A 26,197-nucleotide genomic window follows, 5' to 3' on the forward strand; every position below is an offset into this window, starting at 1 on the left:
ATGACGGAAATGACGATCGGCCATTTGCGCACCGGCTGTGATGCCGGTTGCGCCTCGGCCGTCGCGCGGGTTCTGGAGGCCCACGAGGTCGAGGTCGCGTTCCTCGACCTGGATCGTGACGAGCGCGCGGCCGCACTGGCGGCGGGGCGTGTGGATCTTCTGGTCTCCGCATGGATGCCGCGTGACCTCGGCCTGGCCGGATCGGGCGCGCGGGTGATCGGGGGGCTGTATCGTCCATCCTATGTCTGGGCGTTCACCGGCGCCCTGCCGGCCGGACAGGCGCTGCTGTCCCATGCGGGCACGCTGGACGTCGCGCGGATCATCACCACGCCGGACTTGGAGGAGCGTCTGTCCGCTCTGCTGGGAACGGACGCAGTCGGTGGCTGCCGGGCATCGGTCGAACTGTGCGAGCCCGACGCGCTGCATGATCGCGTACGTCATGCCGTGGCCCAGGGCGAGCGCGCGATCGTAGCGGTCGAGCAGCCGCATGCGATCTTCCACGACGCCGGGTTTTCCGTTCTCGAGGATCCTGCGGGTGCGCTCGGCGGCGAGATGGAAGCGCGGATGATTCTCGGCCCGGAAGCCGCGCGCGAGTGCGAACCCGATCTGCTGGATGAGCTGGACGAGATGATGCTCGGCAACAAGGTCATGAGCGCGCTCGACCATGCGATCACGGTCGATGACATGGACCCTGAAGATGCTGCCGAAGCGTGGCAGCGTGGACGGCTCCTGCCGCGCTGATGGCGCGTTCGAGTTGCTCGCCGGACATCTATGTCGTCTTTGGGGCGGCGCCTGATCCAACGGGTGGCCCGAGCCGGGCCATGCGCGATCGGATCAAAACGACTGCGGCGGTGCTGCATGCGCAGCCCGATGCGGTGGCGCTGCTGAGCGGCGGATTTGCCAAGGGGCGACGCGACGGCCTTCCGGAGGCCTTGATGATGGCGGATCTTCTGAGGGATGCCGGGATTGCGCCCCACCGCATCTGGCAGGAGCCGATGGCCGCCGATACGCTCGATTCCGCACTCTTCTGTTCTCGAATTCTCCGTGCCCGCGGCTATCGCGGGTGCGTCGGCGTCATCACCAGTGCGTTTCACATGCCGCGCTGTGTCGTTCTCATGCGGATCATGGGGTGGCGGGCCCTGCCTGTGCCGCCGGTCGGCGATACGCGCGCCATTTCGCGTGCACGCAGGTGGTATTGGCGGGCACGCGAGGTTCCGGCAATCATATGGGACGGTGCGCTGGCGTCAGCGCACCGTGTGATTGCGCGGCTGATGCGCAGATAAGGGTTTTCGATGTACCAGGCTCCGGGCGCATCTGCGGTCTTTGAAACATTTCGCGGTTGCAGCGACGAGGACTGGCTGAACGTTCTCGTTTCATCGCTGCGCGTCCCGGAAATCGAAGGCGCGCAGATGCCCGTTTTCCCGGACGACGAGCTGCAGCGGGAAATCCACGGCCATAGCGGCGAGGTATCGCTGCATGAGGCGCATGCGTTCTATCGCGAGATCAAATCCTACTGTGCCTATGCCGGGCGGCCGCTGATGCCGCATCATGGGCTGCTGGATTTCGGCTGTGGATGGGGCCGGATGACGCGACTGTTCATGAAGGACGTGCGGCCGGAGCGTCTGTTCGGGGTCGATTCGACGTCACGGTTCCTCATCGAGGCGCGACGCTGCAATCCGGCGTTGAATTTCCTCAGCTGTGAACTGGTGCCGCCGCTGATCATCGGTGACGGCGCCTTTGACCTGGTCACGTCATGGTCGGTCTTCTCCCATTTCGATGAATTCCTAGCCAACCACTGGATCCGCGAATTCCATCGGCTGCTCCGTCCGGGCGGGCTCGTGATGCTCACGACGCAGAGCCGCCGGTTCATCTCGTTCTGTGCCGAGATGCGGGCCCGACGGGCTGCGGGCATGAAGCTGGAACACGGTTGGTATGAAGCGTGTGCCGACAGCTTCACCGACGAGGCCGCTGCCAATTCCCGCTACGAGGCCGGGCTCTTTCTCCATGCGGCTTCCGTTCGGCCGCCGCATCCGCAATCCCACTATGGCGAGGCGATCATCCCGCGCGGCTATGTCACGAAGCAATGGGGGCATCTGTTCCGGCTGGTCGAGTTCCTGGACAACCCCGTGCGCCTGCCGCAGGCGATGATCGTGCTCCAGAAGATCGACGGCTGATCCAGCGTGTCGCGTGGTGCGGCTCGGGTCATGAGCGTCTGTGTCCCGTAACCCGCATGGCAGACCACGCAAGCGAAGAGAGATCGCCCGAAACCGGCACACGGCCCGCCGAACCCTCGTGCAAGTGGCGTGATGCAGTAGCAGCCGCGCGACATGTCGGGCGGTGCCTGCCGGAGTGGGGGCAGCGCAGGATTTAGGCTTTTGAAGTCGGCACAGCGCACGCGTACTTTGCGTGTCCGAAGTCACAAGGGCCGCTGAACCGTTCTGCCGGGTAGCCAGTTCGTCATGCTGCAAGCCGTTTCGAACGTGTTTCACTGACCCGGCATGGCGGTAACGATGCGGGATGCAGGGCCGCAAAAGCGCGCGGTCACCCACGATGTCACGAATACAGCCCGCGCGCAGTTGCTTCATGAAATCGCGGCCTCATTCCGGCTTGGCGCATCTGCATTCGTGCCGTGTCTGGAAGGGCGCATGAATTCGGTTGGCGACCGGGTCGCGTGCCCGTTCTGCTGTCACGGGCGTATCCGAATTGACATGTACGCTGCCGCTGGCCATCACGCGCCTGATTTCTTTTCCGATGACAACAAGCGACAGGCAGGCGGTATGACGGCGGTTCATGCATTTGTGTTTCCCGGGCAGGGCAGTCAGGCGGTGGGCATGGGGCAGGCGCTTCATGATGCCTTTCCTGCCGCGCGCGCGGTGTTCCAGGAGGTGGACGACGCGCTGGGGCAGCACCTCTCGACGTTGATGTTCACGGGCGACGCCGCGGAACTGACCCGGACCGAGAATGCGCAGCCGGCGCTGATGGCCGTTTCGATCGCGACGCTGCGCGCGCTGGAGCATGAAGGTGGGTTCCGGCTTGCCGACAAGGCGGCGTTGGTCGCCGGTCACTCGCTTGGCGAGTATTCGGCTCTTGCGGCGACCGGTGCTTTCGGGCTGGCCGAGACGGCGCGGTTGCTGCGTCTGCGGGGGCAGGCCATGCAGCGGGCCGTACCCGAGGGCATCGGCGGCATGGCGGCGCTGATCGGCGTCGATCCCGATCAGGCGCGCGCGATCTGCGAGGCGGCGGCGGTCGTGCCGGTTGACGACGGCGCCGAACCTGCCCGCGAGGTCATCGAACTTGCGAACGACAATGGCGGCGGTCAGATCGTCGTGTCAGGTGCCATCGGCGCAGTCGAGCGGGCGATCGCAATCGCCAAGGAGCGGGGGGTCAAGCGGGCCGTGTTGCTGCCGGTTTCGGCGCCTTTCCATTGTTCGCTGATGAAGCCCGCGGCCGATGCCATGGGCGAGGCGCTGGAGCGCGCGAACATTGCGGAGCCCGTCGTGCCCGTGGTGGCGAACGTCACGGCCGCGAAGATGCGGACGCCGGCCGAGATCCGCGACCTTCTGGTCCGCCAGGTGACGGGGTCGGTGCGGTGGCGCGAAAGCGTCATGGCCATGGCGGGCATGGGCGTGACGTCCGTGGTCGAACTCGGCGCGGGCCGTGTGCTCGCGGGACTGGTGCGCCGGATCGACAGCTCTCTTGCGACGGCGTCTGCCGGGACGCCGGATGAGATCGAAGCGCTGCTCAAGACGTTCTGAGGGAGGAAATTGATGTTTTCAATGGAAGGCAAGGTCGCTCTGGTGACCGGAGCGTCAGGCGGGATCGGGGCTGCGATCGCCCGCGCGTTGCATGGGCAGGGCGCGCATGTCGTGCTGTCCGGGCGCGGTGCGGACAAGCTCGAGGCGCTGGCGGCCGAGCTGGGCGAGCGTGCGAGCGTGTGCGTTGCCGATCTTTCGGACCCGTCGGCGGCCGATGCACTGGTCGGCGAGGCCGAAGCCGCCGCAGGCAAGCCGATCGACATCCTGGTCAACAATGCCGGGCTGACACGCGACACGCTCGCGATCCGCATGAAGGACGCGGACTGGGACGAGGTCATGTCGGTCGATCTGGCATCGCCTTTCCGGCTTTGCCGCGCGGCGCTCAAGGGCATGCTGCGTCGCCGCAGCGGGCGTATCGTGAGCATCGCGTCCATCGTCGGTGTCACGGGCAACGCAGGGCAGGCGAACTACGCCGCGGCGAAGGCCGGGATGATCGGCATGAGCAAGTCTCTGGCACAGGAAGCGGGATCGCGCGGGGTCACGGTCAACGTCGTGGCGCCGGGGTTCGTACAGACGGCCATGACGGACGTTCTGGCGGATGCGCAGCGCGAGAAGCTGCTGGGCTCCATTCCACTGGGCCGGATGGGAACGCCTGAGGACATCGCGGGCGCCGTGGTCTATCTTGCATCCGACGCTGCGGCGTGGGTGACCGGGGCGACCCTGCACGTGAACGGTGGCATGGCAATGAGCTGAACCGACGGGCGCACCTGTCGCCCGTTGTGGCCGGAAGGCAACGGTTTGCACGACAAGCGAGCCGGTGCTTGGCGGTCGTCATAAAACCGTGCTAATCGCCCGCAGCTTCGTCCGGCGTGCGGGCTGGAACATCTCGCCCGTCGGCCGTATTTCGCATCAGTGATGCGGAATGTGCGTGCGACCGGGTCCAGGGACGCCAGAGTCGAGGACGAGTGAGTTTCGAACCGCCCGCAACAAGTTTGGGCACACAGGAAGCGAAGACAGATGAGCGAAATCGCCGATAAGGTTAAGAAGATCGTGGTCGAGCACCTCGGCGTCGAGGAAAGCAAGGTAACGCCGGACGCGTCCTTCATCGACGATCTGGGTGCCGACAGCCTCGATACGGTCGAGCTGGTCATGGCGTTCGAAGAGGCGTTCAGCGTCGAGATCCCCGAGGACGCGGCCGAGAAGATCTCGACCGTCAAGGATGCGATCGACTACATCGAGAAGCAGAAGGCGGCCTGATCTTCCAGGCTTCAGGAGTGCGGCGCCGTCGCGCTCCGGGCGCGCGGCGTCATGTGACGGCCGCGCCCTTTCGGACGCCTCTGCTTCGGGCGTCCCTCTACAGTTCGACAGGAGCGGGGTTGAGCGCATGATCGGAGCCTTGGCGGGTGCAACTCCGCGACGGGTTGTCGTCACCGGACTTGGAATGGTCAGTCCGCTGGGCGTCGGCGTGGACACCACATGGTCGCGGCTGATCGCGGGCCAGAGTGGCATCGGGTCCATCAAGTGCTTCGATGCGAGCGATCTGCCTGCGCAGGTGGCCGGCGAAGTGCCGGAAGGTCCGACTGACGAAGGCAAGCTCACGCTCGCCGAGTGGGTCCCGGTCAAGGACCAGAAGAAGATGGATCGCTTTATCCATCTTGGCATGGTTGCGGCGATCCAGGCGGTAACGGATTCGGGCTGGGTGCCGGAAACCGAGGAAGACCGTTGCGCGACCGGCGTGATGATCGGATCGGGTATCGGCGGACTCCAGACGATCTATGAAGCGTCGCTGACCGTATCATCCGGTCGTGCGCGCAGGCTCTCGCCCTTCTTCATTCCCTCCGCCCTGATCAATCTGATTTCGGGCCATGTTTCGATCAGATACGGCTTCAAGGGGCCGAACCATTCGGCGGTCACGGCGTGTGCCACGGGCGTGCATGCCATCGGCGATGCCGCGCGGCTGATCGCGCTTGGCGACGCCAATGTCATGGTGGCCGGCGGTGCGGAAGCGGCCGTCTGCGAGCTGGGAATCGGTGGGTTCTGTGCAGCGCGCGCGCTGTCGACCGAATTCAACGCGACGCCGGAGCGGGCATCCCGCCCTTGGGATCGCGATCGCGACGGGTTCGTCATGGGTGAAGGCGCGGGCGTCGTCGTGCTCGAGGAATACGAGCATGCGAAGCGGCGTGGCGCCAAGATCTACGGCGAAATCGTAGGCTATGGCATGTCGGGCGACGCGCACCACATCACGGCACCTGCCGAGGGACATGAGGGTGCGTTCCGCGCGATGAAGAACGCGCTCCGTGACGGCGGCGTCGATGTTTCCGACATCGACTATGTGAATGCGCACGGCACATCGACGATGGCGGATGATCTGGAACTCGACGCGGTCGAGCGTCTGTTCGGCGACCACGGATCGAAGATCGCGATGTCTTCCACCAAGTCGGCGATCGGCCATCTGCTGGGTGCCGCCGGTGCTGTGGAAGCCATCTTCTCGATGCTGGCGATCCGCGACAATGTGGCACCGCCGACGCTCAACCTGGACAATCCCGCGCGTGAGAGCCGGATCGATCGCGTGGCGCATGAGGCGCAGCGTCGTCCGATCCGCATGGCGCTGTCCAACAGCTTCGGCTTCGGCGGCACGAATGCCTGCCTGATCGTGCGCGGCGCGCCTTAAGTCGGTTTTTTCGATGCGTGCGCTTGCGGTTTTACTCTGCGTGTTGCTGGGGGCAGGTGGCGCGTGGCTCGGCGCGCGATATCTTTACGATGCACCGGGCCCCCTGCCTGCCACGCGTGACGTTCTGGTTCATCACGGCGACAGCGCCGTGGTTGCCGCGTCGCTCCAGCGCGGAGGCGTGGTGCAGCCGGGACGTTGGGGACGTCTTGCGTTTCAGGTGGCAGCTCGCCTGACACGAGGCGACGGTGCGCTCCATGCGGCCGAGTTCGCTTTTCCGGCTCACGCGTCCCTGCGCGAGACTCTCTCCATTCTACGACATGCCCATCCGGTGCAGCATCCTCTGACCGTTCCAGAGGGGCTGACGGCGATGCAGATCGCGTCATTGCTGCGTGCTGCACCGTTTCTTGCGGGCGATGTGCCGGCAATTGCGGAAGGCAGTGTGCTGCCGCAGACGATTTCCTACGAATACGGCACATCACGGGCGAAGCTGGTCGCAAGGCTGCAAGGCATGATGACGGTGGCGCTCGCCAAGGTCTGGGCGGAGCGGGAACCTGATCCGTCTGTGCCCGATCCGCAGGCCTTGTTGACGCTCGCCTCCATGGTGGAGCGTGAAACGGCGACGGCGGCGGAGCGGCCACTGGTTGCACGCGTATTTCTCAACCGGTTGCGCGACCACATGCGGCTTCAGTCCGACCCGACGGTGATTTATGCGGTCACTCATGGAGCGCAGACAGGCGGCACGTTGGCTGACGACGCCGGAGGGCGCGCGGCCCTGACCCACGCGGACCTTTCGTTCGTATCGCCGTACAATACCTATACGGTCGAAGGATTACCGCCGGGGCCCATCTGTTCGCCCGGGCTTGCGTCCCTTGAAGCCGCGGCTCATCCGGCCCGGAGCGATGCGGAATATTTCGTGGCCAATGGCTCGGGCGCCACGAGCTTTGCGACGACGCTTGATGCCCACAACCGCAACGTCGCGCTCCGCAGGCAAGGCGGCAAGTAGGCGGCCGGGATTACAGACGCGCAGTGTCGCGGCGACGGGAAAAGGGGCTCATGGTCGATCAGGCCGACGCCGTGGCTGAAGAATGCGGGGATCGGGCGCTCCGGGAAGAGACGATAAAGTTCGCCGAACAGGCTGCGCTGGAAGAGCGGAAGATGATGACCGCCGGCATGTCGTCCACAGCGTCATCCAGCGTGTTCATTGCAGTCATAGGCGGGTTGTCGCTCAAGATCGATGAGGCCGCCCGTTTCATTTATCTGTATGTGCGCGACATGGCGGTCGCCACGTTCTTCTTCCCGGCCGTTCTGCTGTTCTTCTACCTGTTTTTTCTGGCCGCCGGCGCGATCTGGACAGTTCTCGGCCTGACACAGATCAAGCTGAAATCAGCTGATTTCTATGAACCCGATCAGGCCGCGCTTTCGATTGCGGAAGATGCGAGCCATGATCCTTGGAAAGCCCGACTGCACGCCTGCCAGGCAATGGTCGCGACCAACAGGACTCTGCGTCAGGCTCTGATGCGCAAGCGATCGCAGGACCGGATCACGACGGCTCTGCTGTATGCCAGCGTCGCCTGTCTCGTCTTCGGGATGGCCGCTGCTGCGACCCATTTGGCGCACCGCTAGCGCCGCACCGGCCGGCGCGACGCTGCGCAGGACAATTTTTGCCCGCCAGGGGTGACCAGAGCCGGTCTTGGCGTATCGATCAGTGCGTCGGCGGAAGCGACTGGCTTTGCACGCCGGGAACCCGCGTGCCATAGGCGCGGCTGCTGTCGTAATTCGTAGGATAGGGACTGGTGCTTGTCCCTGCGGCGGGCGTCGTGGGGCTTGTCATTGGCCCTGACGGGGGAACGGGTGTCGTCGGAGCAGGCGTGACCTGACTGAGGATGCGGCGGAGCGGGTCCGCGCCGGGATTGTTCACGCGCATGGTGACGACGATGTCTTCCGGCCCGACCGACTGGTTATAGTAGCTGCGATTGGCGCCGCTGTTGACCGTCAGCTTGGAGCCGCCCAGGGCCGCGCCTGCGAACAGGCCGCGCGATTTCTGCAGCGCAAGGATGTCCGTGTTCGAAACACCGGCCGTGCTGTCCTCGATGCCGGTTCCAAGCGTCGCAAAGGAGGCGCCCGCGCCGGCATTGAACTTGAACTGGCTGTCGAGCAGGGCCTGCAGGCCGCGGGCGCTCATGACGAACAGGATCATCTCCGAATCGTCCATGCCGAGCTGAACGCCGATCGAGCCCGAGGAGAGCGTATAGAACGCAGGATCCGACCACGAGCCGCGTGCGTCGCGCGAGACCAGCACGCAGCCGCCGCCGGAACCGCCGATGCCGATCGACATGCGGAAGATCGAAGGGCAGACCATGACGGCGCGCGCCCTTGCGAGATAGCGCTGTGCGCGACTGTTGGCGTTCGCCGACTGGAACATGTCCTGGACCGTCAGGGTCGCCCGGTCGACGAGCGCCTGCTGGGTGCCGTGGGCTGCCTGCGCCATGGGTGCCGCAAGCGCCAATGGGGCTGCAAGCAGGATGGGGGTGAACCGGAAACGTGTGGACATGGAGAAGTCCTGTCTGGATGAGGTCATCAATGATCGTGCAACGATTGCGCCGGATTGTGACCGGAGCGTGGTTTCAGGACAACGGTACGCCGACCGCATCCGACAGGGCATCCGCAATTCCGGGTGCGGCCACGAGGAGCGTGGCACCCCCGGTCAGTCCACCGTCCCGAAGGAACGGCGATGCGCGGCCTCCGGCTTCCTCGAGCAGCACAAGGGCCGCGGCCACATCCCACAGGTTGATGACGATCTCGAGATAACCATCGAGACGGCCGCTGGCGACATCCGCGATGGCGAGCGCGCCGGAGCCCCCGGAACGCGGCATGGCACCGAGCCTCATGATCGCGTCCATCTTGCTGATGAAGGTCTCGCGCGGCACGCGTCCGCTCCAGCCCATCTCGATCATGGACGTCTTCGTGTCCGATACGGGCGAGGCGCGCAGGGGCTTGCCGTTCAGGGTCGCGCCCGCACCCTTGCGGGCGACGTAGGTTTCCTGCAGCGCCGGGGCCGCGATCACGCCTGCGACCGGCACGTCGCCGTCCATGAGCCCTAGCGATACGCACCAGCGATCCCGCCCGCGCGCATAGTTCGATGTGCCGTCGATCGGATCGACCACCCATGTCAGCGCACCCGACCGCGCCCGGCCGCCTTCTTCCCCCATGAAGCCGTCATCGGGAAACAGGGTACCGATTCGTTCGGAAATCAGGCGTTCGACCGCACCATCAGCCTCGGTCAGATAATCCTGCATGCCTTTCTGCGTTCCCGTCGGGCCGCCCGGCGGCGGCCTCATGGCCATGGCGAGACCGGCGGCATCGTGCACCACGCTGCGGGCAGCGGCGAGCCTGCGATCGATTTCGATGGTGGCTGACACGGCGGGCTGAGGCATGCGGGTGTGCTCCGTGAGGCAAGGAAAGGGACGATCGGATGCCATCCAGCATCGCGGGCCGTCTGGCGTCAATTCGGCCCGGGTGGTCGGGTCAGGGCAGGAGGTCTCGCAGACGCTCGATTTCGCTTTCGGCGAAAACCGCAATCCCGTGCTGACGAAGCAAGGCGGCCGTGACGCCCTGGCCGTGGTGACGTCGACCTGCGAACGCGCCGTCATAAATGAAGCGGCTGCCGCAGGACGGGCTGCCGTCCGTCAGCAGCGCAAATCGGCACCCATGCTGCAGTGCGGTCGCCAAGGCGCTGCGTGCGCCCCGTTCGTAAAGCGCGGTGACATTGCGACCGGTGTCTTCGACGACATGGGCCTGTCCGGACAGTACGTCGTCGCCGGACTGGGCGTTCTGGATTTCGGCAGGCGGACGCGGCGTGGAAAAGCCGGCTTCCAGTTCGGGGCATGTCGGCACGATACGCTCCTCTGTCTGCCAGCGCGCCAGCAGATCATGGGCAAGGGTTTTTGCCGATCCGTTGTAGCGGACCGGACGGCCGAGGAGGCAGGCACTGACCAGGATTCTGGCCTGTGGTTTGGTGGAATGCGTCATGGCTGCGTCAGTCGGCCCGACGCGCGGCGCGCAGGGAAGCCGTGACCGCAGGATCCTCGAGCGCCGCGAGGCGGAGTGCTGCATCGCGGGCAAAACGCTGCTGCAGGGCCCGCCGGCGCGCGGGCGGCAGGCGATGATCCGGTGTCGTGCGGATGATCGCGCATTCGGCAACGTAGCCGGAAGCGGGGGCGACCATGCCGGTTGCGGCGACGATGATGCCGAGGTCGTCCGGCAGGAGGGTCTGCGGAAAGCGTTCGTCGATCGCGATGAACAGCCGATCGGACCAGTCCCGGTATTCCGGCCATTTACGGTCCGTCAGGTAGTCCCGCGGACCGGATTTCACCTCGATGCAGATGAAGCTTCCGTCCGCCGCCAGCGCCATGATGTCGCAGCGGCGGCCCGACGGGAGCGTGAACTCGTTGAGCGGTGCCCAGTCATGCTGTCGGCACAGGGCCAGGCAGGCGCGCCGGATCGCGAGCTGGTTTTCCGGCAGGAGCACGGGGGCGAGCGACATGCACCTATTGTGGCAAAAGCGATGCACACGCGCTACCGCTGCAGCCGAACTCTTCGATGGAGGCGATGTGCCGTTCTTTCGCACCGATCACTGGCGTTGTGCCGTCGTGGATGCGCCGTTTGCCGACATCGTTTCCGCAGGCACGCTTGAGGGGTTCCCGGTCACAGCCCTGCCGGAGGTCGGAGCGATGCGGTTCCTGGCTGATCCGTTCGGACTGTGGCGCGACGGTGCCCTTCATGTGTTTGCCGAGGCTTATGATTATCGCGACAGGCACGGAGTTATTGTCCGGCTGAAGCTGAACCGCGATTTCTGGCCGGTCGAGCAACGTGTCGTGCTGCGCACGGCGACCCATCTGTCTTATCCCGTGCCGATCGAAGCGGATGGCGAGGCGTATCTCCTGCCCGAGGCCAGCAAGTCAGGACGGCTCTCGTTGTATCGGGCGCAAGGCTCGCTCGATTCGTGGGCTCCGTGTGAAGAGTTTTCGTTCCCCATTGCTGCGATCGACGCGTCGCCGATCTTTCACGATGGACTCTGGTGGATGTTCTACACGCCGCCCGGGGGCACGAAAGCGTCGCGGCAAGGCACGCTCTGCGCTGCCTGGGCCGAGAATCTGACAGGGCCGTGGACCGAACATCCAGCCAATCCGTTGCTGTGCGACCGTGCGGGTGCCCGCCCGGGAGGACAGCCAGTCTCCCTAGGCGGCGCGATCATCCTGCCGGTGCAGGATTGCGTTGGAACCTATGGCGCTGCCGTGCGCCTTCTGCATCTCGCGATCGACCGGGAGCGCGTCGAGATACGGACCGGTGCGCGCCTTGCGGCGCCGTCCGCGCTGGGGCCGCTGACCGATGGTCTGCACACGTTGTCCGCCGCGGGCGATGTTACGCTGATCGATGTGAAACGCGTGGGTATCGGGCCCGGACGCCATTGGTTCGATCTGCGGCGGGCGGTCGCGCGGCGTTCAGGAGCTATGCCGCCTGTCAGGTGGTGAGGGCTGCGACGCGGTCGATGATGCGGCTTCCGGTCCGGTCGAAAGCCTCGGCGCCGAAGCGTGCGAGGACCCGCGTGCGGGCGCGCGCTCCCATCTCGGCAAGGTTCTGGGGCTGACTGAGCAGGGTATGCAGGGCTCCGGCGAGGGCACGCGGATTTTTTGGAGGCACGATCAGGCCGGTCTTGCCGGGTTCCACGGTGTAGGGGATCTCGCCGGCATTCGACGCCACGACGGGCAAGCCGCACAGCATGGCCTCATGGGCGGCGAGGCAAAGCCCCTCCCAGTGTGACGGCTGGGCATAGAGATGCAGTGTCCGCAGATAGTCGAGCGGGTTTGCGCAGTAGCCGGTGAACGTGACGTCCACACCGCGTGCTTGGGCCAAGGCCTCGAGCCGTCCTCGTTCCGCGCCTTCGCCCGCGATGCTGAACGACAGGGGCGGCAGGGCGGATGTCTCGCGCAGGAGGGCCGCAGCCTCGATCAGCGCATCGAAGCCCTTGACGGGATGCAGTCGTCCCAGTGTGCCGATGCGGACCGGCTCGCCCGGCTGCCACGGCCTGGCGACCGGGGTGGCGGGATCGGCACGGAAGATCGGCCAGATCACGAGGTCGTCCGCCGGAATGCGAAGTGTCTTGATCGTCTGGGCCGCGACGGATGATGAATCCGCGATCCACAGCAACGAGCGATGACGCCGTGCGCGCAACAGGAAGGCATTTGCCGGCTTCAGGCGCGCGGAGTGCTGCCAGCTGACAACCGGCAGATGCAGGCGTTGTCCGGCGATCTGGCCAAGAAGTGTCGCGCGGGACAGGGACGTCCAGAGAAGGGTCGGCTGCCAGTCCCTGAGTTCACGCAGGAGCCAGCGCAACGCCGATACATGATCGCGCACACCGCCCTCGCGTACATCGACGCCAAGGCCCGATGCGACCATGGGGACGATGGCGCGCCCGTCACGCCGGGTCAGGGCAAAGACCCGGACCTCGTGACCAAGCCGGCGCATGAGTCTCGTGACATCGGGAACCGGCAGGGCTGCGCCGCCACCTTCGACGGAATTGATGATGTAGGCGATTCTCAAGGGATCAGGACGTCGAGGACAAGCTGTCTGCGGAACGGGACATGGCGGCGGCATCTGCCAGATGCCGGGTCACGAGCGCAAGATCGGCCGGTTTGTCGACATCGACCGCTGCCCATCCATTGTCGATCGGAATGAGGGCGGGACGCGCGCCGGTCAGCCGCGTGATCCGTGCGCACAGGGCATCCGAGGTCAGTGTGCGGGTGAGCGCGCGTGCCAGAAGGCCGGGCCCGAGCAGGGCAGCCATCTTCAGCGGCTGCTTGCGAGCATGTTCGATTCGCTGCCACAGCGCGAGGACGGCGGCGGCGCGCGGCGTGCGCGCGAGGAACAGGTTGCAGCCCGAGAACACCATGTCGCGCAGGGTGATGTAGGTTCGCCGCGTTCCCGGAACATCGCGCTCGATCACCGTGCGCGTGGCAATGCCGATGGCGAAATCGCAGGACGGGGTCAGCATCGCGGCACGCGCGACGAAGGCCGTGATCCATTCCGGGCGGAGCAGCGGATGATCGGCGGTCGTGATCAGCATGGGCGCACCGAGGGCATCCAGGCCTTCGGCAATGCTCTGGCTCGGACCGGCTGCCGCCGGCAGCACCGCGATATCCTCGCCGAACAGGGCTTCGACCGGAGCTGGGGTCTCGATGCTGACCGCAATCCGGCCGATACCGGTCGTGGCACGCAGGGCATCGACGACGCGCGCCAGCATCGGCCGTCCGTTCACAGGCAGGAGGGCTTTGTGACGCACGCCATATGCGCGTGCCATCGGATCGTCTGCGCCGGCGCGCGTGCCTGCGAGTATGAGGGCAGCGAGCGCCATGATGGATCAGGCCGGCGGTGTCGAACGCGGCGGCTGACTGCCAGCGGGGCGGTCACGCGGCGGCGCGCCAGTCAGTTTCATCACCCAGGGAAAACGCCCGGCCATCGTGAGATCGTAACCAAGGTTGAAGACGGACGCGCTCCGTCCCCGGTCGCGGGCCGCACCGTAGTAGCTGCCGAACAGGCGATCGGGCAGGTAGTTGGTAATCCCGTAATTCCCGTCCTCGTCATGAAAATGATGCAGCACATGAAGCTGCTTCATCCGCGCGACCCAGCCCCAGCGTGGCTTGTAGGCAAGATGCTGGATACAGTGGAAGAACTCGTAGACGCAGGTTGTCGCAAACCCCGCGGCAAGTCCTGCCCATGCGCCGGCAGCGCCGCCGATCAGGTAACCCACGGGCGCCGTGATGAGCGCGATTGTCGGGATCGTGTTGATCGGCGATCCGAACAGCACGTCGAGCAGATGCGGGTCCTGATGATGGTCGAAGTGGATGCGCTTCCACAGGGCTGCGGTCCAGCGGCTGCGATAGAGCCATTGTCCATGCAGGATGAAACGATGGATCGCATACCAGGCAATCGGATAGATCGCGACGACGGCGGCGACCGGTGCCAGCACGGCAAATGGGGCCGGATGGGTCCGCAGACACATGACGGCCGAACCGAGGATGAGCGCGAAGTAGAGCAGGATCGTCGGGTAGGTCAGATAGGCGAGCCAGAGATCGCGCAGCGTCATCTTGCCCAGATCGTAGCTGCGACCGGTACGCAGGGAGGGATTGCGCACCCGTGTCGGGGTGCGGCCATGATGTTCTGCGCGGGCGCGTCGGGCCGTCGAAGCGGATTGCGGCGCGGACTGGCTCATCGTTCCTCCATTCTCAGCACGACGGCGATACCGGCAAGACCCGCAAGAAGCGGAGCTGCGAGCGCCGCGAGTGCGACCGGTAGCGTGCCTGCTTCACCCAATGCCTGGAACAGGCCCTGAATCACGACGAAGACGAAGCCGCCGCCGAGACAATAGACCGGAAGCCAGCTCCCGGTCCCCGTGCGTGGTGGGATATAGACCACGGGCACCGCCAAGAGAAGCATGACGCACAGTGTAATCGGCAAAAGCAGGCGTGTGAGCAGCATCATTGCATAGTCGCTATGCGGCAGGGCGGTAGGTCGGCGGTTGCCGAGAGCCGCGAAGAGCTGCGGTGTCGTCAGTGCGGGGTAGGGCTGTGCCAGGGCCAGGATCTCGTCCGGCCGGGCGGCCAGCGCGAATGTTGCGGCGCCGTGAAGCTCGCTCACCCGGGTGCGGTCGGTGGCGAGCAGGAGGCTGCGCGTCGCAGGCGCCCGCCAGACGCCCTGGTTGTAACGCAGGTCGGGCGCGGCCCGGGCGTCGGTCAGGTTTCCCGTTGCGTCACGGCTGTACGCCGTGATGTTGCACAGTCTGGCGCCCGCATCGCCATAGCCGCCGACATGGATGATGTGCGGCCCGTCGCGGAACCAGAAATCATGGGCCGTGTCGCAGGCCAGCGGATCGGTGACGGACCACCAGCGTGCGAGCAGGAGTTCACCTTCCGGCGCAAGACGGTCCTGCAGGATGAGGCCGAAGGCGGCCATGATCGCCATGCCGGGCAGCATCAGCCGATACATCGCAGGGGTCGACAGCCCGGCCGCACGCAGGCTCGCAATCTCGCTGCCGAGCGTCATCTGCGTCAGGGTGAACAGGGCACCGATCATGACGGCGAGCGGCAGAGCAGTTGCTGCGAGCGCCGGCAGATGGAGCAGGGCATAGGTGACGATGCCTGTCGCCCCGAGATGACGCTCGAGAATGGGATTGGTCTGTTCCAGAAGGGACAGGATTTCCATGAGCGACAGGAGGATGCCGCCGGACAGTGCGCTCCGGGCGAGCAACGTGCGGGAGAAATGCCGTGCCAGAACATGGCGCGGCAGCGTTGTGCGGGAAGAGGGGGCCTTCATGAGGCGCGCCGGCGTCGCCATGGATGTGACCGCCATACGAGCAGGGCCGTGCACAGCAGGCAGAAGACGAGCTCCGGGATCCAGATGACGAAGATCGCCCGATGATGACGCGCGGCGACGAGGCCTTCGCCGAATTGCAGCGTGTGATCGAAGCCCACGAGGATGAGGGCTGCGGCAATCAGGCCCAGGATCGGTCGCCGCCGCTTGGCGCCGATGGCCAGGGCTGCGGCAAGCGCAGGAATGAACGGAATGGCGATGGCTCGGGCGAGCCGGAAGTTGAGTTCAGCGCGCAGGCGGCCCGGGGGAATATCCCCCTTGTGATGACGCAGCAGCCCGATCAGTTCGATTGACGTCAGCTCCCGCTCATCGACGCCGCGGCTGCGAAAGCCGCGCGCATGCGCGGACTGTGTGATGACGCGGACGGTATGGGTGAAATGGGTCTGGGTCGGACGGTCCGCAGGCCGGTCGGGATGCGGGTCGGTCAGGATGACGCCGTTCCAGAGATCGAGCTGCGTGGAGCGGGCATCGGGCCCCGTACGGAGGACGCCGCGCTCGGCCGTGATGATGTGGTTCTCATGTGCACCGGGCTCTTGGATGAACACGTGGTGCAGGATGACGCCGTCTCCGCTGACCTGATCTGCCGTCAGCATCGCTGCCCTGGAGGTCGCGGCGAACATGCCCGACTGCAGATGCGGTGCCCATCCGGTGTGGGCCGCGAAGAAGAAGCCTGCCCTGAAGTCGTATCGCGCGAACGGCTGGACATAGCCGTAGAGCAACATGCCGATTGCGCCCAGGATCACGCCGCTCTGGACGAACGGGCGGGCGACGCGGCCGAGCGAAAGACCGGACGCCATGAGTGCGTCGATCTCGTTGTTGTCGCTCATCCGACGCACGATCATGAACACGCTGACGCAGAGCGCGGCCGGCAGGGCGAGGCCCAGATAATGCGGAAGGAGGTCGGTCAGCAGGCTGACGAATGTCCGCAGCGAACTTCCGGCGGTCGCGAGTTCGTCGAACAGGACCAGCAACCGTTCGAGAAGCAGGGCTGCCAGCACGGCGCTGAGAGAGACGACGAACGGGGGCAGGGCCTGGGCGAGCAGATAGCGGTCCACCATGCCGGGCAGCAGGCGCGAAAGTGGTTTGGGCAGGCGTCGCACGGTGTCGCTCATGCGGCGACCGGGCGCTCGAAGGTGCCTTGCGACTGGGTGTGCATGCCGCGGTTGGGATCGAGCGCGCGGCGCGTCACATCGATGTGCCAGAGCCGCTCGTCCCGGGAGACGGCGATGCGGTTCCACGCGGCCATCCGGAGCGGCTGCTCGCTTTTCAGCGATGCGGAGGCGACTCCAAGCAGCGGAATATCGGTGCCCGGAATGCGGCTGATCGTCGAGTTGTGGGAATGGCCGTGGATCACGAGCTCGCACCCGGCGCTGCGCAGCGTCTCGGCCATGAGGACGTGATCGAGCAGGGATTTACGCCAGGGGACCAGCCCGGCGCGGGGCGGGTGATGGATCATGACGACACGACAGACGCCCTCGGGCGCCAGAGCCTTGAGGATGCGCTCGAGCCGCGCCAGTTGCGACAGGCCGACACGTCCGTAGGCCATGAAGATCGGCGAGGATATCGCGCTGTCCACGCCGATCAGGGCGAGCGGACCGATCCGGCGGACATAGGGCAGGTCGCTCGACCGCTGCGTCATCCATGGGGACCAGAGGGCCGGGCCGTCGTCCCAGGCTTGCGGAGCCATGGCGTCATGATTGCCGGGCACGACGTGGGCCGGCTTTGGCAGATGCTCGAGCCAGTCAGCCGCCGCCGCATATTCCTGCGTAAGACCGAAATTCGTCAGGTCGCCTGAAACCGCGATCGCATCCGGCGCATCTGCTGCGATATCGGCGACGATCGTATCGGAGATCGCCGCCAGATGATGGTGACGGCGGTTCGTCTGCCATGACAGCAGGCTGAGTGCGCGTTTGTTCAGCAGGTCGCGCGGGCGGACCGGCAACGGCGGCGGCAGGTGAACGTCCGACATGTGAGCCAGAACCGCGGTGCCGCCGTGGGACGCACGGGCACGCGCCGCGCCGGGCGCGGCGTCAGACGGGCGAATCGCAGCAGGGTCCATGGGGCGCGGCTCGGAAATCGGAAGTCTCGTCAGCATCGTGGCGTGGGACGGATGGCGCGTCGGCTCGGCCGTTTTGGCACGTTCGTCATAGCCGTGCTATGGGCCGCCCGCAAAGCGGCGCGCATTGATGCTCATGCGGCGCATTCTGGGGGTTACAAAAACCGGCTCGTGCGGTTCGCTGTCATTCATAATCCGCGCAGTCGTCTCAATCTCAGGGATCGTGATGGCTTCGAGGCGCAGGCGTCGCGTCGCCTCGGCTCCGCGTTCGTCCGCACCACGGATCTCGACACCCTGCGTTCCGCGCTCGAGGAACTCGCGCGTCGCTCGGTGGACACGATTGCGATCAATGGAGGCGACGGTACGGTCAGTCATGTCCTGACGGCGATCGCCGAAGTCTATCCGGCGGATCATCTGCCCCGGATCGCCATTCTGCCTTCCGGCAACACCAACCTGATCGCCGCCGATGTCGGCTTCGGCCTTCGGGGGACCACGGCGCTCGATGCACTCGATGCCACGCCGCGCCGGATCGTGCATGCGGTGCGAGCGCCGATCCGGGTGCGTTGGCCCGGGACGGATCGTGCGCCGGTCATGGGAATGTTTCAGGGCAGTGCAGCCTATGCGCGTGCCATCGCCATCGCGCACAGTCCGGGCGTCCTGAAATATGCGCCTCATGATCTGGCGGTCGGCGTGACGCTGGCCAGCGCGATCGGCGGTCTTGTGCTGAACCCCAGGACACGGCGCACATGGCTCGACGGCGAGGCGCTGCACCTGCGTGATGGCGACCGGGATGCGCAAGCCGACAAGAGTTTTCTGTTTCTGGCGACGGCCCTGCAGAAGCTGACATATGGCGTCTGGCCGTTCTGGCGCGGGCCGGGGACGACGGCGGATGGCGTGCATTATCTGAATGTGCATGCAAATCCGCGGCGGCTGCCGGGCGCTCTTGCGAACCTGCTGCGCGGGCGCGCACCCGCCTGGCTCAGGACGTCGGATGATTATGAAAGCGGGTGTTCGCAGGCGCTCCGCATCGCGTCGCCGGGTGATTTCGTGCTGGATGGCGAGATGTTCGATACGGGGCCTCATGGCGAAATCACCCTTGAGTCCGGCCCGCGTTTTTCCTTCCTGCGGAGCGTGACGGCGTGACGCTGACGAAGCGCCTGATCGCGGAACTGACGGCGCCGGCAGATCCTGCGGCACAGGCGGGGGCGGGCAAGCTTGCCGCGACGGGCCGTGTTCTGGCGGTCATCTACTATGGCTCGACGCTTCGGGCACCTGACCCCGCCGGGATCATGGATTTCTACGTCATTGTCGACGAGATCGCGGACTGGCCTGCAAGCGGTTTTGGCCGCCTCGGGCAGCGTTTGCTGCCGCCCAATGTCGGCTATCTCGAGTTCATGCATGACAGCCGGGTCTGGCGGGCGAAATATGCTGTCATGACAGCACGCCAGTTCAGGGCGCGGTCCGGCCTGCGGTCGCGGGATACGACAATCTGGGCCCGGTTCTGTCAGCCGGCGCGGCTCGTCTGGGTGCGTGACCCGGCGGCTGCGGATCTCGTGCTCGACCTGGTGCGCCGTTGTGTCGTGACGGCGAGCATCTGGGCTGCGCGGCTTGGACCCGTGGTGCCTGCGGCCCCGGTCGACTTCTGGCGCATGCTCATGATGCGGACATATGATGCCGAGCTTCGGGTCGAGAAGCCGGATCGCGCATTGCATCTGCTTGACGGACCGTTGGGCGCGCGCGCTGCGGCGATCCTGACGGAAGCCTGGAGTGCAGCCGGGCTGTCATGGCAGCAGGCTGGCAGCCTCGTGCGTCCTCATGTGCCGGATCGCGCGCAGTACCTGCGAAAGTGGGCCGGCATTCGCAAGCGCGGACGTGTGCTCAATGTCATGCGGCTGGTGAAGGCTGCATTCACGTTCGAAAACGGGGCCGATTATCTTTCCTGGAAGATCGTGCGCCACACAGGGATGTCGCTCGATCTTGGCCCCTTCGCCAGGCGGCATCCGCTGTTGGCATTGCCGTTCGTATTGCCGCGCATCCGCCGGGCATTCCGCGCCCGACGGCAGGGCTGAGCAGGCGCGTTCAAGGCTGGCTCGGCCGGTCTTGAGCCTTGCGGTCTCAGGCAGCCAGCTTGCTGACCCCGAGCTGGGCGCCGATCGTCTTGAAGGCGGCGACCGCACGGTCGATCTGGTCCGGCGTGTGGGCCGCCATGACCGAACACCGCAGCAGCGGATTCTGGTCGGGTGTCGCGGGCGGAAGGCTCAGGTTCACATAAACCCCGGCTTCGACGAGCGCGTTCCAGAATGCCAGTGCCTGCGGCACGTCCTGCAACGTGACGGCGACAACAGGGCTGACATGGGACCCGGTCACAAGACCTGCTGTGCGCAGGCCAGCATGGAGGCGTGCGGCATTGTCCATGAGTGTCGTGCGCAGTTCCGGGCGGGATTCCAGCTCGTCGAGCGTGGCCAGCGTCGCTGCGATCACTTCCGGCGGCAGGGATGCCGTGAACATGTAGGGCCGCGAGCACAGACGCACGGTATCGATGCCGTCGTGATCGGACACCAGATAGCCGCCGACCGTGCCGAGGCTCTTGGAGAATGTGCCGACGACAAAATCCACGTCCGCTTCGCAGTCCTGCGCTTCGGCAACTCCGCGTCCGTTCTCGCCGAGCACCCCGAACGAATGGGCCTCGTCCGCCAGCAGCCAGGCGCCATGGCGCTTCTTGACCTCGGCGAACTCGCGCATCGGCGCGATGTTGCCGGTCATGGAATAGATGCCCTCGACCACGACGAGCCGTGCCCCGGGCGTATCGCTCAGACGACGAAGGCGGCGGTCGAGATCGTCCGGATCGTTATGCCGGAAGCGGATGACCTGCGCCTGTGACAGGCGGCTGCCGTCATAGATGCTGGCATGGCTGTCGGCATCGAGCAGAAGATAGTCGTCCTTGCCGGCCAGTGCGGAGATTGCGCCGAGATTGGCCTGATAACCTGTCGAGAACGTCATGCAGTGCTTGCGGCGGAACGTGCGGGCCAGACGGCGTTCGAGCTCGCGATGGAGCGCGTATGTACCGTTGGCGATCCGCGAGCCGGTCGTGCCGACGCCTTCCGCGCGCACGGTCTCGGCTGCGGCTTCGATCGCGCGGGGAGACTGGCTGAGCCCGAGATAGTTGTTCGTGCCGAACAGCAGCGTTTCGCGTCCTTCGATCACCCCGACCGTTGCCGAAATCGGACGCTCGATCGTGAGTGCGAACGGATCGCGAGGTGACAGGGCGGCCAAGGACTCACGCGCGGCTTTCAGGGCCGCGTGCTTGGCGAAAATATCATTCACGCTGCATCGCCCTGCTTGAGGCTGTGAAGACAGACGGCAAGGTCGTCGATCGTGCGGATGTCGGCCAGCTTGTCGAGCGGGACCGAGACGTCGAGCGTATCCTCGATTTCCATGACGAAATTCATCACGGCCAGGCTGTCGAAAGCCAGATCCTCGACGATCTTGCTGTTGCCGTCGATGTCGCGTGGCACCTTCGGGTTGGCCAGCAGCTTGTCGATGATGAGGGCCGAGATGGCCTGGACGGAGTCCGTCATGGAGAGGAAAAACCTTAGAAAACGTTCAGGGACAGGGCGTGTCAGGCTGCCGAGCTGGCGACCTCTGGGAACTGGCCTGCAAGCAGCATGGCCTTGGCGCGGGCGCGCGTCAGCTTGCCCGAGGAAGTCTGGGGCAGGGTGTGCGGAGGCACCAGAATGACCGAGACCTCCACGCCGTGCTGCCGGCGGAACAGGCTTGCGGCCTCATCGCGGAGACGCTCGCGCTCGGCAGCGAGCGTTGCACGGCACTGGACCAGTGCCACGATGCGCTCGGAGCCTTCCTCGTCGACCGAGAACACCGCGACGTCGCGTGAGCGCAGGCTGACGATCTCGGTCTCGGCAGACCATTCGAGATCCTGCGGCCAGATGTTCCGGCCGTTGACGATGATGAGGTCCTTGGCGCGTCCGCTGACGACGACCTGCCCGTTCAGCATGTAGCCGAGGTCGCCGGTGTTCAGCCAACCGTGGTCGTCAAGGACGGCGCGGGTTTCGCGTTCTGCCTGGAAGTAGCCCTGCATGAGGCTCGGGCCCCGCACGTAGATCGTGCCGACATGGCGGTCCGGCTGGACCCGTCCACGTGAATCGCGAACTTCGATCTCGTGCTCGGGCAGCACGCGCCCGCACAGAATGAAGGTGCGCAGCGCATTCGACGGATCGTCGCAGGGGCGGGCGACACCGTGCATTTCCAGGTGACGCAGGTCGATCGTGTCCGTCTCGATGCCGGTGTCGAGCGGCGCGAAACTGATGGCAAGGGTCGCCTCGGCCATGCCGTAGCTGGCGACGAATGCGCTGGCCGGGAAGCCGGACGATGCGAAACGCTCGGAGAAGGCTTCGAGGATATGATGGCGGATCATGTCGCCGCCTATGCCTGCAATGCGCCAGCACGACAGGTCGAGAGGTCCCGGAATCGGGCGCCGTGCGCACAGTTCGTAGCCGAAGGACGGGCTGTAGGCGATCGTGCCGCGATTGCGGCTGATCAGGTCGAGCCAGACCTGCGGCCGACGCGCGAACTCCCGCGTCGGCAGAAGATCGACCGAAAGCTGGCAGGTCAACGGGGTCAGGAAGAAGCCGACCAGCCCCATGTCGTGATAGAGCGGCAGCCAGGAGACGCAGCGATCGCCGTCATCGCGTACGCGTAGTCCATACCGTGCGATGGCGCGGGCATTGGCCATGCCGGCCCGCTGCGTGACGGCAACACCAACCGGAAACCGTGTGCTGCCCGAGGAGAACTGCAGATAGGAGAGATCGTCCGGGCCGATTTCAGGCAAGGCGGCCGTGGTCGGCGTGACATCCTGCAGGCCCGTTGCATTGCCTGCGTAGGCGAGATCGAGTCCTTCGGTGATCTCGGACGTCCAGCCTGCGATGATGTCCGGCACGAAGACTGCACGCGCGCCGGCGCTGGAAATCATGCCACGCAGCGTCGCGACATAGGCCTCGCGGCCACCGAATGCGACGGGCAGGGGCAGCGGGGCCGGGATCAGGCCTGCGTACTGGCATCCGAAGAATACGCGCGCGAAGTCGCCATCGCTTTCCGCGATGATGGCGACGCGATCGCCACGGACAAGGCCGGTGCCGAGCAGACGATGCGCGGTCTCCATGGCTTCTTCGCGCAGGCGTGCGTAGCCGAGCTGTTCCAGCAGCTGGCCGCGTCCGGAATAGATATTGAAGCCGGACCGGCCTTCGGCCGCGTAGTCCAGGGCTGCAACAAAAGTCGGGAAATCGCCGAGAATCCTTGCCTGCCCCGAGGATGTCGGGGTCGGCAGCAGTGAATCCGCAGCATAGGCCTCGTTTTGCGCCGCCGGCGAAGCGGCTGCATTCCGGGATGCCACAGTTTCATGGGAACCGCGCGCGTCAAGCGGCGTCTTGATCATGGTGTCGGACAACTCCTGCGGCACTCCCATTCCTGTCGAACCACTCGATTATGCTGCGGTTCTTTCCCGCGCGTTTCTCAGGCTGCAATCTTGAGATAATTGACAATGGCGTCGGCTGCGGCAGGCGCGGTCGGGCCATCATCAGGAAACTCGAAGGTTTCTAATACATATCGCCGCTGCGCCTCAAGGAAGCTGCTGTGATCGGCGAACGCACGGTCGATCTGACCTCCAAGGTCGTCGGGTGTATCGATGACATGTCCGAGATGCCAGAAGCGATAATTCGGATCATGCTGCCAGTCGATCTGATGAGCGTTCAGGAACAAGGCAGGACGAGGGCGGATCATGAATTCCGCCACCTGGCTGCTGACGTCGCCCAGATAGAGATCGGCGGCCATCGTGTAGGTCATGTCGATGCTGCGCGCGCTTCCGGGATCAATGAGCATGTGAGGGCAGGCGGCATAGCGGCGTACAAGCGCCCGGCCTGCGGCCCGATGCCGATCGAACAGACGATAATGAGGCGCGAAAATCAGGTTGTAGCGGTCCTGATTGGCAAACCACTCCAGAGCGCGGGCGCCGCAGATCGGCCATGACGAAAGTCGGGCCGAAAAATGCGGGTTATAGAGAACTGTCGGTCGGCCATTGTCGAACAGTGCCGGGCGATCGGCGTCCATGCGGCGGACGATATCGAACTTCGCATACGCACCGCGATAGTAACGTCCGGGCTGGATCGCACCCTGTGCCAACAGCCTCTGCTCGACCTTTCGGCCCGAAAGCAGGACAAAATCGAACGCGCGCACGTCGCGTGCGAAGCCGATCGCACGGTCACCCGCGCCGTGACGTGTCCAGATCAGGCGTGGGCCGGTGATTCCCATGCGACGGAGATAGAGAGACGTCCGTTCCGGCACGACGATTGCGTTGAAATCCGCGAAATAGCGCCGGTTGAGGAACAGGCTGGCCAGCTTGCCGAGGACGCCGGGCCCCTTGCGCTCGATATGACGGCGCAGGCGTTCAGGCATGGCAAGCAGATCATAGCGTGCCCGCGCCTGGGGATAGAGCGCGCCCAATGACTGCGCGTAGTCCAGATGGGCTTTCGTCGTGCATGCGACGTGGACCTCGGTCTCCGGATGCCTAGTCGCGATTTCCATAGCGATCGGCAGCGAGTGCAGCGTCTGGTGAGGCTGGGCGATGTATGGGAATGCGATTTTCATCATCACGCGGCTGTTTTGGCAGCAGAGGACGATGCGTCAACATGCTCGTGCTGCTGCGCATATCGCATCACAAGTGCCAACTGCATGATGACCAGGAAGATCACGGAACAGAGCGTGGCGGGACCGACCCCACCGAGTCCGTACCAGCGGATCATCACGACCAGTGCCGGGAGGAAGAAAGCGACTTCGAGGCTACGGGCCGCGATAGCGGCGCCGGCCTTGTGGGTCGTGAACAGAAGGGGTTCCAGCGGCAATCCCCATACGGTAACGACCTCGGCGGCGAGCAGCCACAGCATCACGGGAAGGGCGCTGAGCGAAGGAGGGCCCATGATGAGGTTCAGCAGTGGTCGACCGGCAACCAGGGCCAGCAGCAGAAGCACCGTGCCAAGTCCACCAGCAATCAGCGCCATCTGGGCTGCGAGCCGGTAAAGGCGCTTTGTGGCGCGATCCCGCCACATGCGGGCAAGCTCAGGATACAGCGTCGTCTGGATCAGTGTCGCCGGCTTGGCGATCCCGGCCGCCACCTGGCTTGCGATCCGATAATAGCCCGCCTCGGCCGGCCCCAGCAGGGCACCGACCATCAGCGTGCCGACGTGGCCGAAGGCCAGGGCAAGCGTCGAGTTCGTGTTCGTGCTGAAGGCAAAGCGCCAGATACCGGGAAACTCTTTCGGCAGGACGCCGGTGATTGTGTCGGGAACGGCGCTGAAAGCATTGCGCCAGAAACCCCTGGTCAGGTTCTGACGACGCAGTTCCCGCCAGGCGAGAGCCAGCAGCAGGAACCATGCAACGCCGTCGGCTATGAACCAGAGGGCCGCGACTTCGACCAGCGTGCCGTGAGTGAACCACAGCAGGATCATGCCGCAGACTTTCGTCAGGGTAGACGTGATGCCTTGGAACGACAGCAGGTCGTATCGGTTGAGCGTCCGCAGGATGCCTGTCGGGGTGGCCGCAGTCATGAAGAGTATGGATATGCAGTAAAGCGGGCCGATCGTGCTCAGCTCAGGCGGCCAGCCCAGACGGTCCGGGATCGTGATGCTGAGCAGGATCGCAATGGCGCAGCCGAGTGTTCCGCTGACCCCGTCAAGCAACAGGCTGAAACCGACGATCCGGTGAAAGGAACGCAGGCGGCCGGCAGTCAGGGGTTTGAGCCCGTAGTGGAGCACGGTCTGCCACGACTGGAAGTCCAGCACGTCGCCCATGGTCCGGGCGAATGCATAGATCATGGAGATGAGGCCGAACCCGTATCCACCAAGCAGACGGATCGCCAGCGAGATATGCAGCAGGCTGAGCGGCGCGTTCAGGGCCCGCCCGCTCAGCAGGACGCCGAGATTGCCCATGACTCGTCTCAGCCCGGCACTCTTCAGTGCCGCCGGCCCGGCGTCTGGCGATCTCGTATCGGAACTGGGGGGAAGCTTTGCTGTCATCGGATGGTCATGATCTGTGGCGTGTTTGTCGCGGCGATCGCGTTCGAACCCAACACACGTTTTATGTCTCTTTCTTACGGGCGCCTCTCATATGGGGGCACGCTCGTGTGGGGAAAGAGAAAACGGCCTTTTTCGAGAAAGGTCATTTTTTCTGATTTTCCGTGTTGACGGTGGGGTGAGGATCTCCGTATAAGCCCGCTCACCGGAC

At 65.2% G+C, this 26,197-nt stretch carries 27 protein-coding genes; 12 read left to right on the forward strand and 15 right to left on the reverse strand.

Annotation, left to right across the window (positions count from 1 at the left end):
• The 9 genes from B8446_RS05375 to B8446_RS05415 all read left to right on the forward strand — a co-directional run bounded on the left by B8446_RS05375 (window position 1) and on the right by B8446_RS05415 (window position 8,049).
• Window positions 1-741, forward strand: a complete 741-nt coding sequence (locus tag B8446_RS05375; protein ID WP_048848091.1) for a glycine betaine ABC transporter substrate-binding protein — start codon at window positions 1-3, stop codon at window positions 739-741.
• Window positions 741-1,283, forward strand: coding sequence for a YdcF family protein (locus B8446_RS05380; protein ID WP_148505845.1), 543 nt, complete (start codon window positions 741-743; stop codon window positions 1,281-1,283). The genes B8446_RS05375 and B8446_RS05380 overlap by 1 nt, the downstream gene beginning before the upstream one ends.
• Window positions 1,284-1,292: 9 nt before the next feature.
• The gene (locus tag B8446_RS05385; RefSeq protein WP_048847932.1) at window positions 1,293-2,174 is read left to right on the forward strand and encodes a class I SAM-dependent methyltransferase; all 882 of its coding nucleotides are present in this window, start codon (window positions 1,293-1,295) and stop codon (window positions 2,172-2,174) included.
• A 603-nt stretch (window positions 2,175-2,777) separates the two neighbouring features.
• Complete coding sequence (gene fabD / locus B8446_RS05390; RefSeq protein WP_048848093.1) at window positions 2,778-3,755, forward strand: ACP S-malonyltransferase; 978 nt, start codon at window positions 2,778-2,780, stop codon at window positions 3,753-3,755.
• 12 nt (window positions 3,756-3,767) lie between these two features.
• Window positions 3,768-4,508, forward strand: a complete 741-nt coding sequence (fabG, locus tag B8446_RS05395; protein ID WP_048847934.1) for a 3-oxoacyl-[acyl-carrier-protein] reductase — start codon at window positions 3,768-3,770, stop codon at window positions 4,506-4,508.
• Window positions 4,509-4,772: 264 nt separating this feature from the next.
• Window positions 4,773-5,012 carry an acyl carrier protein gene (locus B8446_RS05400; protein ID WP_048847936.1) on the forward strand — a complete coding sequence of 80 codons (240 nt, stop codon included), beginning with the start codon at window positions 4,773-4,775 and terminating at the stop codon, window positions 5,010-5,012.
• A gap of 127 nt (window positions 5,013-5,139) precedes the next feature.
• Entirely contained in the window at window positions 5,140-6,426 is a 1,287-nt protein-coding gene (fabF, locus tag B8446_RS05405; protein ID WP_048847938.1) for a beta-ketoacyl-ACP synthase II, read from the forward strand.
• A 13-nt stretch (window positions 6,427-6,439) separates the two neighbouring features.
• Entirely contained in the window at window positions 6,440-7,429 is a 990-nt protein-coding gene (mltG, locus tag B8446_RS05410) for an endolytic transglycosylase MltG (protein WP_048847939.1), read from the forward strand.
• A 50-nt stretch (window positions 7,430-7,479) separates the two neighbouring features.
• Window positions 7,480-8,049, forward strand: a complete 570-nt coding sequence (locus B8446_RS05415) for a hypothetical protein (protein WP_048847941.1) — start codon at window positions 7,480-7,482, stop codon at window positions 8,047-8,049.
• A 79-nt stretch (window positions 8,050-8,128) separates the two neighbouring features.
• Here the strand turns inward: B8446_RS05415 and B8446_RS05420 are convergent, their stop codons facing one another.
• The 4 genes from B8446_RS05420 to B8446_RS05435 all read right to left on the reverse strand — a co-directional run bounded on the left by B8446_RS05420 (window position 8,129) and on the right by B8446_RS05435 (window position 10,969).
• Window positions 8,129-8,977 carry a lipid-binding SYLF domain-containing protein gene (locus B8446_RS05420; protein WP_048847943.1) on the reverse strand — a complete coding sequence of 283 codons (849 nt, stop codon included), beginning with the start codon at window positions 8,975-8,977 and terminating at the stop codon, window positions 8,129-8,131.
• A 73-nt stretch (window positions 8,978-9,050) separates the two neighbouring features.
• A complete protein-coding gene (locus tag B8446_RS05425; RefSeq protein WP_048847945.1) occupies window positions 9,051-9,860 on the reverse strand; it encodes an inositol monophosphatase family protein in 810 nt (269 codons plus the stop codon).
• Between the two features lie 91 nt (window positions 9,861-9,951).
• A complete protein-coding gene (locus B8446_RS05430; protein WP_048847947.1) occupies window positions 9,952-10,455 on the reverse strand; it encodes a DUF523 domain-containing protein in 504 nt (167 codons plus the stop codon).
• 7 nt (window positions 10,456-10,462) lie between these two features.
• On the reverse strand, window positions 10,463-10,969 hold the full coding sequence (locus tag B8446_RS05435) for an MmcB family DNA repair protein (protein ID WP_048847949.1): 507 nt from the start codon (window positions 10,967-10,969) through the stop codon (window positions 10,463-10,465).
• Window positions 10,970-11,036: 67 nt separating this feature from the next.
• On the opposite strand from B8446_RS05435, the gene B8446_RS05440 reads away from it, so the two are divergent.
• Window positions 11,037-11,957, forward strand: coding sequence for a glucosamine inositolphosphorylceramide transferase family protein (locus B8446_RS05440; RefSeq protein ID WP_048848095.1), 921 nt, complete (start codon window positions 11,037-11,039; stop codon window positions 11,955-11,957).
• Here B8446_RS05440 and B8446_RS05445 read toward each other — a convergent pair.
• From B8446_RS05445 to B8446_RS05470, 6 genes are all read right to left on the reverse strand, one after another.
• The gene (locus B8446_RS05445; protein ID WP_199484046.1) at window positions 11,947-13,026 is read right to left on the reverse strand and encodes a glycosyltransferase family 4 protein; all 1,080 of its coding nucleotides are present in this window, start codon (window positions 13,024-13,026) and stop codon (window positions 11,947-11,949) included. The genes B8446_RS05440 and B8446_RS05445 overlap by 11 nt on opposite strands.
• Before the next feature lie 4 nt (window positions 13,027-13,030).
• Window positions 13,031-13,837, reverse strand: a complete 807-nt coding sequence (locus B8446_RS05450; protein WP_048847952.1) for a nucleotidyltransferase family protein — start codon at window positions 13,835-13,837, stop codon at window positions 13,031-13,033.
• Between the two features lie 6 nt (window positions 13,838-13,843).
• On the reverse strand, window positions 13,844-14,569 hold the full coding sequence (locus tag B8446_RS05455) for a sterol desaturase family protein (RefSeq protein WP_241767650.1): 726 nt from the start codon (window positions 14,567-14,569) through the stop codon (window positions 13,844-13,846).
• 122 nt (window positions 14,570-14,691) lie between these two features.
• Window positions 14,692-15,795, reverse strand: a complete 1,104-nt coding sequence (locus tag B8446_RS05460; protein ID WP_158507526.1) for an LptF/LptG family permease — start codon at window positions 15,793-15,795, stop codon at window positions 14,692-14,694.
• Window positions 15,792-16,964 (reverse strand): LptF/LptG family permease, encoded by a 1,173-nt coding sequence (locus tag B8446_RS05465; RefSeq protein ID WP_048847958.1) that lies wholly within the window; start codon window positions 16,962-16,964, stop codon window positions 15,792-15,794. Before B8446_RS05465 ends, B8446_RS05460 begins: the two co-directional genes overlap by 4 nt.
• Window positions 16,961-17,911, reverse strand: coding sequence for a metallophosphoesterase family protein (locus B8446_RS05470; RefSeq protein WP_084712086.1), 951 nt, complete (start codon window positions 17,909-17,911; stop codon window positions 16,961-16,963). The genes B8446_RS05465 and B8446_RS05470 overlap by 4 nt, the downstream gene beginning before the upstream one ends.
• Before the next feature lie 168 nt (window positions 17,912-18,079).
• Between B8446_RS05470 and B8446_RS05475 the strand changes: the two genes are divergently transcribed.
• Window positions 18,080-19,051, forward strand: a complete 972-nt coding sequence (locus B8446_RS05475) for a diacylglycerol/lipid kinase family protein (protein ID WP_241767642.1) — start codon at window positions 18,080-18,082, stop codon at window positions 19,049-19,051.
• Entirely contained in the window at window positions 19,048-19,977 is a 930-nt protein-coding gene (locus tag B8446_RS05480) for a hypothetical protein (protein WP_048847961.1), read from the forward strand. The genes B8446_RS05475 and B8446_RS05480 overlap by 4 nt, the downstream gene beginning before the upstream one ends.
• 46 nt (window positions 19,978-20,023) lie before the next feature.
• On the opposite strand, the gene spt is transcribed toward B8446_RS05480, so the two are convergent.
• From spt to B8446_RS05505, 5 genes are all read right to left on the reverse strand, one after another.
• Complete coding sequence (gene spt / locus B8446_RS05485) at window positions 20,024-21,232, reverse strand: serine palmitoyltransferase (protein ID WP_048847963.1); 1,209 nt, start codon at window positions 21,230-21,232, stop codon at window positions 20,024-20,026.
• Window positions 21,229-21,486 carry an acyl carrier protein gene (locus B8446_RS05490; RefSeq protein WP_048847965.1) on the reverse strand — a complete coding sequence of 86 codons (258 nt, stop codon included), beginning with the start codon at window positions 21,484-21,486 and terminating at the stop codon, window positions 21,229-21,231. Before B8446_RS05490 ends, spt begins: the two co-directional genes overlap by 4 nt.
• Before the next feature lie 41 nt (window positions 21,487-21,527).
• Window positions 21,528-23,357 carry a fatty acyl-AMP ligase gene (locus tag B8446_RS05495; protein WP_084712098.1) on the reverse strand — a complete coding sequence of 610 codons (1,830 nt, stop codon included), beginning with the start codon at window positions 23,355-23,357 and terminating at the stop codon, window positions 21,528-21,530.
• Between the two features lie 77 nt (window positions 23,358-23,434).
• On the reverse strand, window positions 23,435-24,565 hold the full coding sequence (locus tag B8446_RS05500) for a hypothetical protein (protein WP_048848103.1): 1,131 nt from the start codon (window positions 24,563-24,565) through the stop codon (window positions 23,435-23,437).
• A gap of 2 nt (window positions 24,566-24,567) precedes the next feature.
• Window positions 24,568-25,902: a lipopolysaccharide biosynthesis protein gene (locus B8446_RS05505; protein ID WP_241767643.1), complete on the reverse strand. Its 1,335-nt coding sequence runs from the start codon at window positions 25,900-25,902 to the stop codon at window positions 24,568-24,570.
• Window positions 25,903-26,197: the final 295 nt, after the last annotated feature.

Origin of the sequence: Tanticharoenia sakaeratensis NBRC 103193 (assembly GCF_000963885.1) — a bacterium.
In the GTDB taxonomy this organism is placed as follows: domain Bacteria; phylum Pseudomonadota; class Alphaproteobacteria; order Acetobacterales; family Acetobacteraceae; genus Tanticharoenia; species Tanticharoenia sakaeratensis.

Bases quoted from the DNA above. Each gene is read 5' to 3' on its own strand.
- B8446_RS05375 (WP_048848091.1), top strand. From the start codon at position 1: ATGACGGAAATGACGATCGGCCATTTGCGCACCGGCTGTGATGCCGGT.
- B8446_RS05380 (WP_148505845.1), top strand. From the start codon at position 741: ATGGCGCGTTCGAGTTGCTCGCCGGACATCTATGTCGTCTTTGGGGCG.
- B8446_RS05385 (WP_048847932.1), top strand. From the start codon at position 1,293: ATGTACCAGGCTCCGGGCGCATCTGCGGTCTTTGAAACATTTCGCGGT.
- fabD (WP_048848093.1), top strand. From the start codon at position 2,778: ATGACGGCGGTTCATGCATTTGTGTTTCCCGGGCAGGGCAGTCAGGCG.
- fabG (WP_048847934.1), top strand. From the start codon at position 3,768: ATGTTTTCAATGGAAGGCAAGGTCGCTCTGGTGACCGGAGCGTCAGGC.
- B8446_RS05400 (WP_048847936.1), top strand. From the start codon at position 4,773: ATGAGCGAAATCGCCGATAAGGTTAAGAAGATCGTGGTCGAGCACCTC.
- fabF (WP_048847938.1), top strand. From the start codon at position 5,140: ATGATCGGAGCCTTGGCGGGTGCAACTCCGCGACGGGTTGTCGTCACC.
- mltG (WP_048847939.1), top strand. From the start codon at position 6,440: ATGCGTGCGCTTGCGGTTTTACTCTGCGTGTTGCTGGGGGCAGGTGGC.
- B8446_RS05415 (WP_048847941.1), top strand. From the start codon at position 7,480: ATGGTCGATCAGGCCGACGCCGTGGCTGAAGAATGCGGGGATCGGGCG.
- B8446_RS05420 (WP_048847943.1), bottom strand. From the start codon at position 8,977: ATGTCCACACGTTTCCGGTTCACCCCCATCCTGCTTGCAGCCCCATTG.
- B8446_RS05425 (WP_048847945.1), bottom strand. From the start codon at position 9,860: ATGCCTCAGCCCGCCGTGTCAGCCACCATCGAAATCGATCGCAGGCTC.
- B8446_RS05430 (WP_048847947.1), bottom strand. From the start codon at position 10,455: ATGACGCATTCCACCAAACCACAGGCCAGAATCCTGGTCAGTGCCTGC.
- B8446_RS05435 (WP_048847949.1), bottom strand. From the start codon at position 10,969: ATGTCGCTCGCCCCCGTGCTCCTGCCGGAAAACCAGCTCGCGATCCGG.
- B8446_RS05450 (WP_048847952.1), bottom strand. From the start codon at position 13,837: ATGGCGCTCGCTGCCCTCATACTCGCAGGCACGCGCGCCGGCGCAGAC.
- B8446_RS05455 (WP_241767650.1), bottom strand. From the start codon at position 14,569: ATGACGCTGCGCGATCTCTGGCTCGCCTATCTGACCTACCCGACGATC.
- B8446_RS05460 (WP_158507526.1), bottom strand. From the start codon at position 15,795: ATGAAGGCCCCCTCTTCCCGCACAACGCTGCCGCGCCATGTTCTGGCA.
- B8446_RS05465 (WP_048847958.1), bottom strand. From the start codon at position 16,964: ATGAGCGACACCGTGCGACGCCTGCCCAAACCACTTTCGCGCCTGCTG.
- B8446_RS05470 (WP_084712086.1), bottom strand. From the start codon at position 17,911: ATGGACCCTGCTGCGATTCGCCCGTCTGACGCCGCGCCCGGCGCGGCG.
- B8446_RS05490 (WP_048847965.1), bottom strand. From the start codon at position 21,486: ATGACGGACTCCGTCCAGGCCATCTCGGCCCTCATCATCGACAAGCTG.
- B8446_RS05495 (WP_084712098.1), bottom strand. From the start codon at position 23,357: ATGATCAAGACGCCGCTTGACGCGCGCGGTTCCCATGAAACTGTGGCA.
- B8446_RS05500 (WP_048848103.1), bottom strand. From the start codon at position 24,565: ATGAAAATCGCATTCCCATACATCGCCCAGCCTCACCAGACGCTGCAC.
- B8446_RS05505 (WP_241767643.1), bottom strand. From the start codon at position 25,902: ATGGGCAATCTCGGCGTCCTGCTGAGCGGGCGGGCCCTGAACGCGCCG.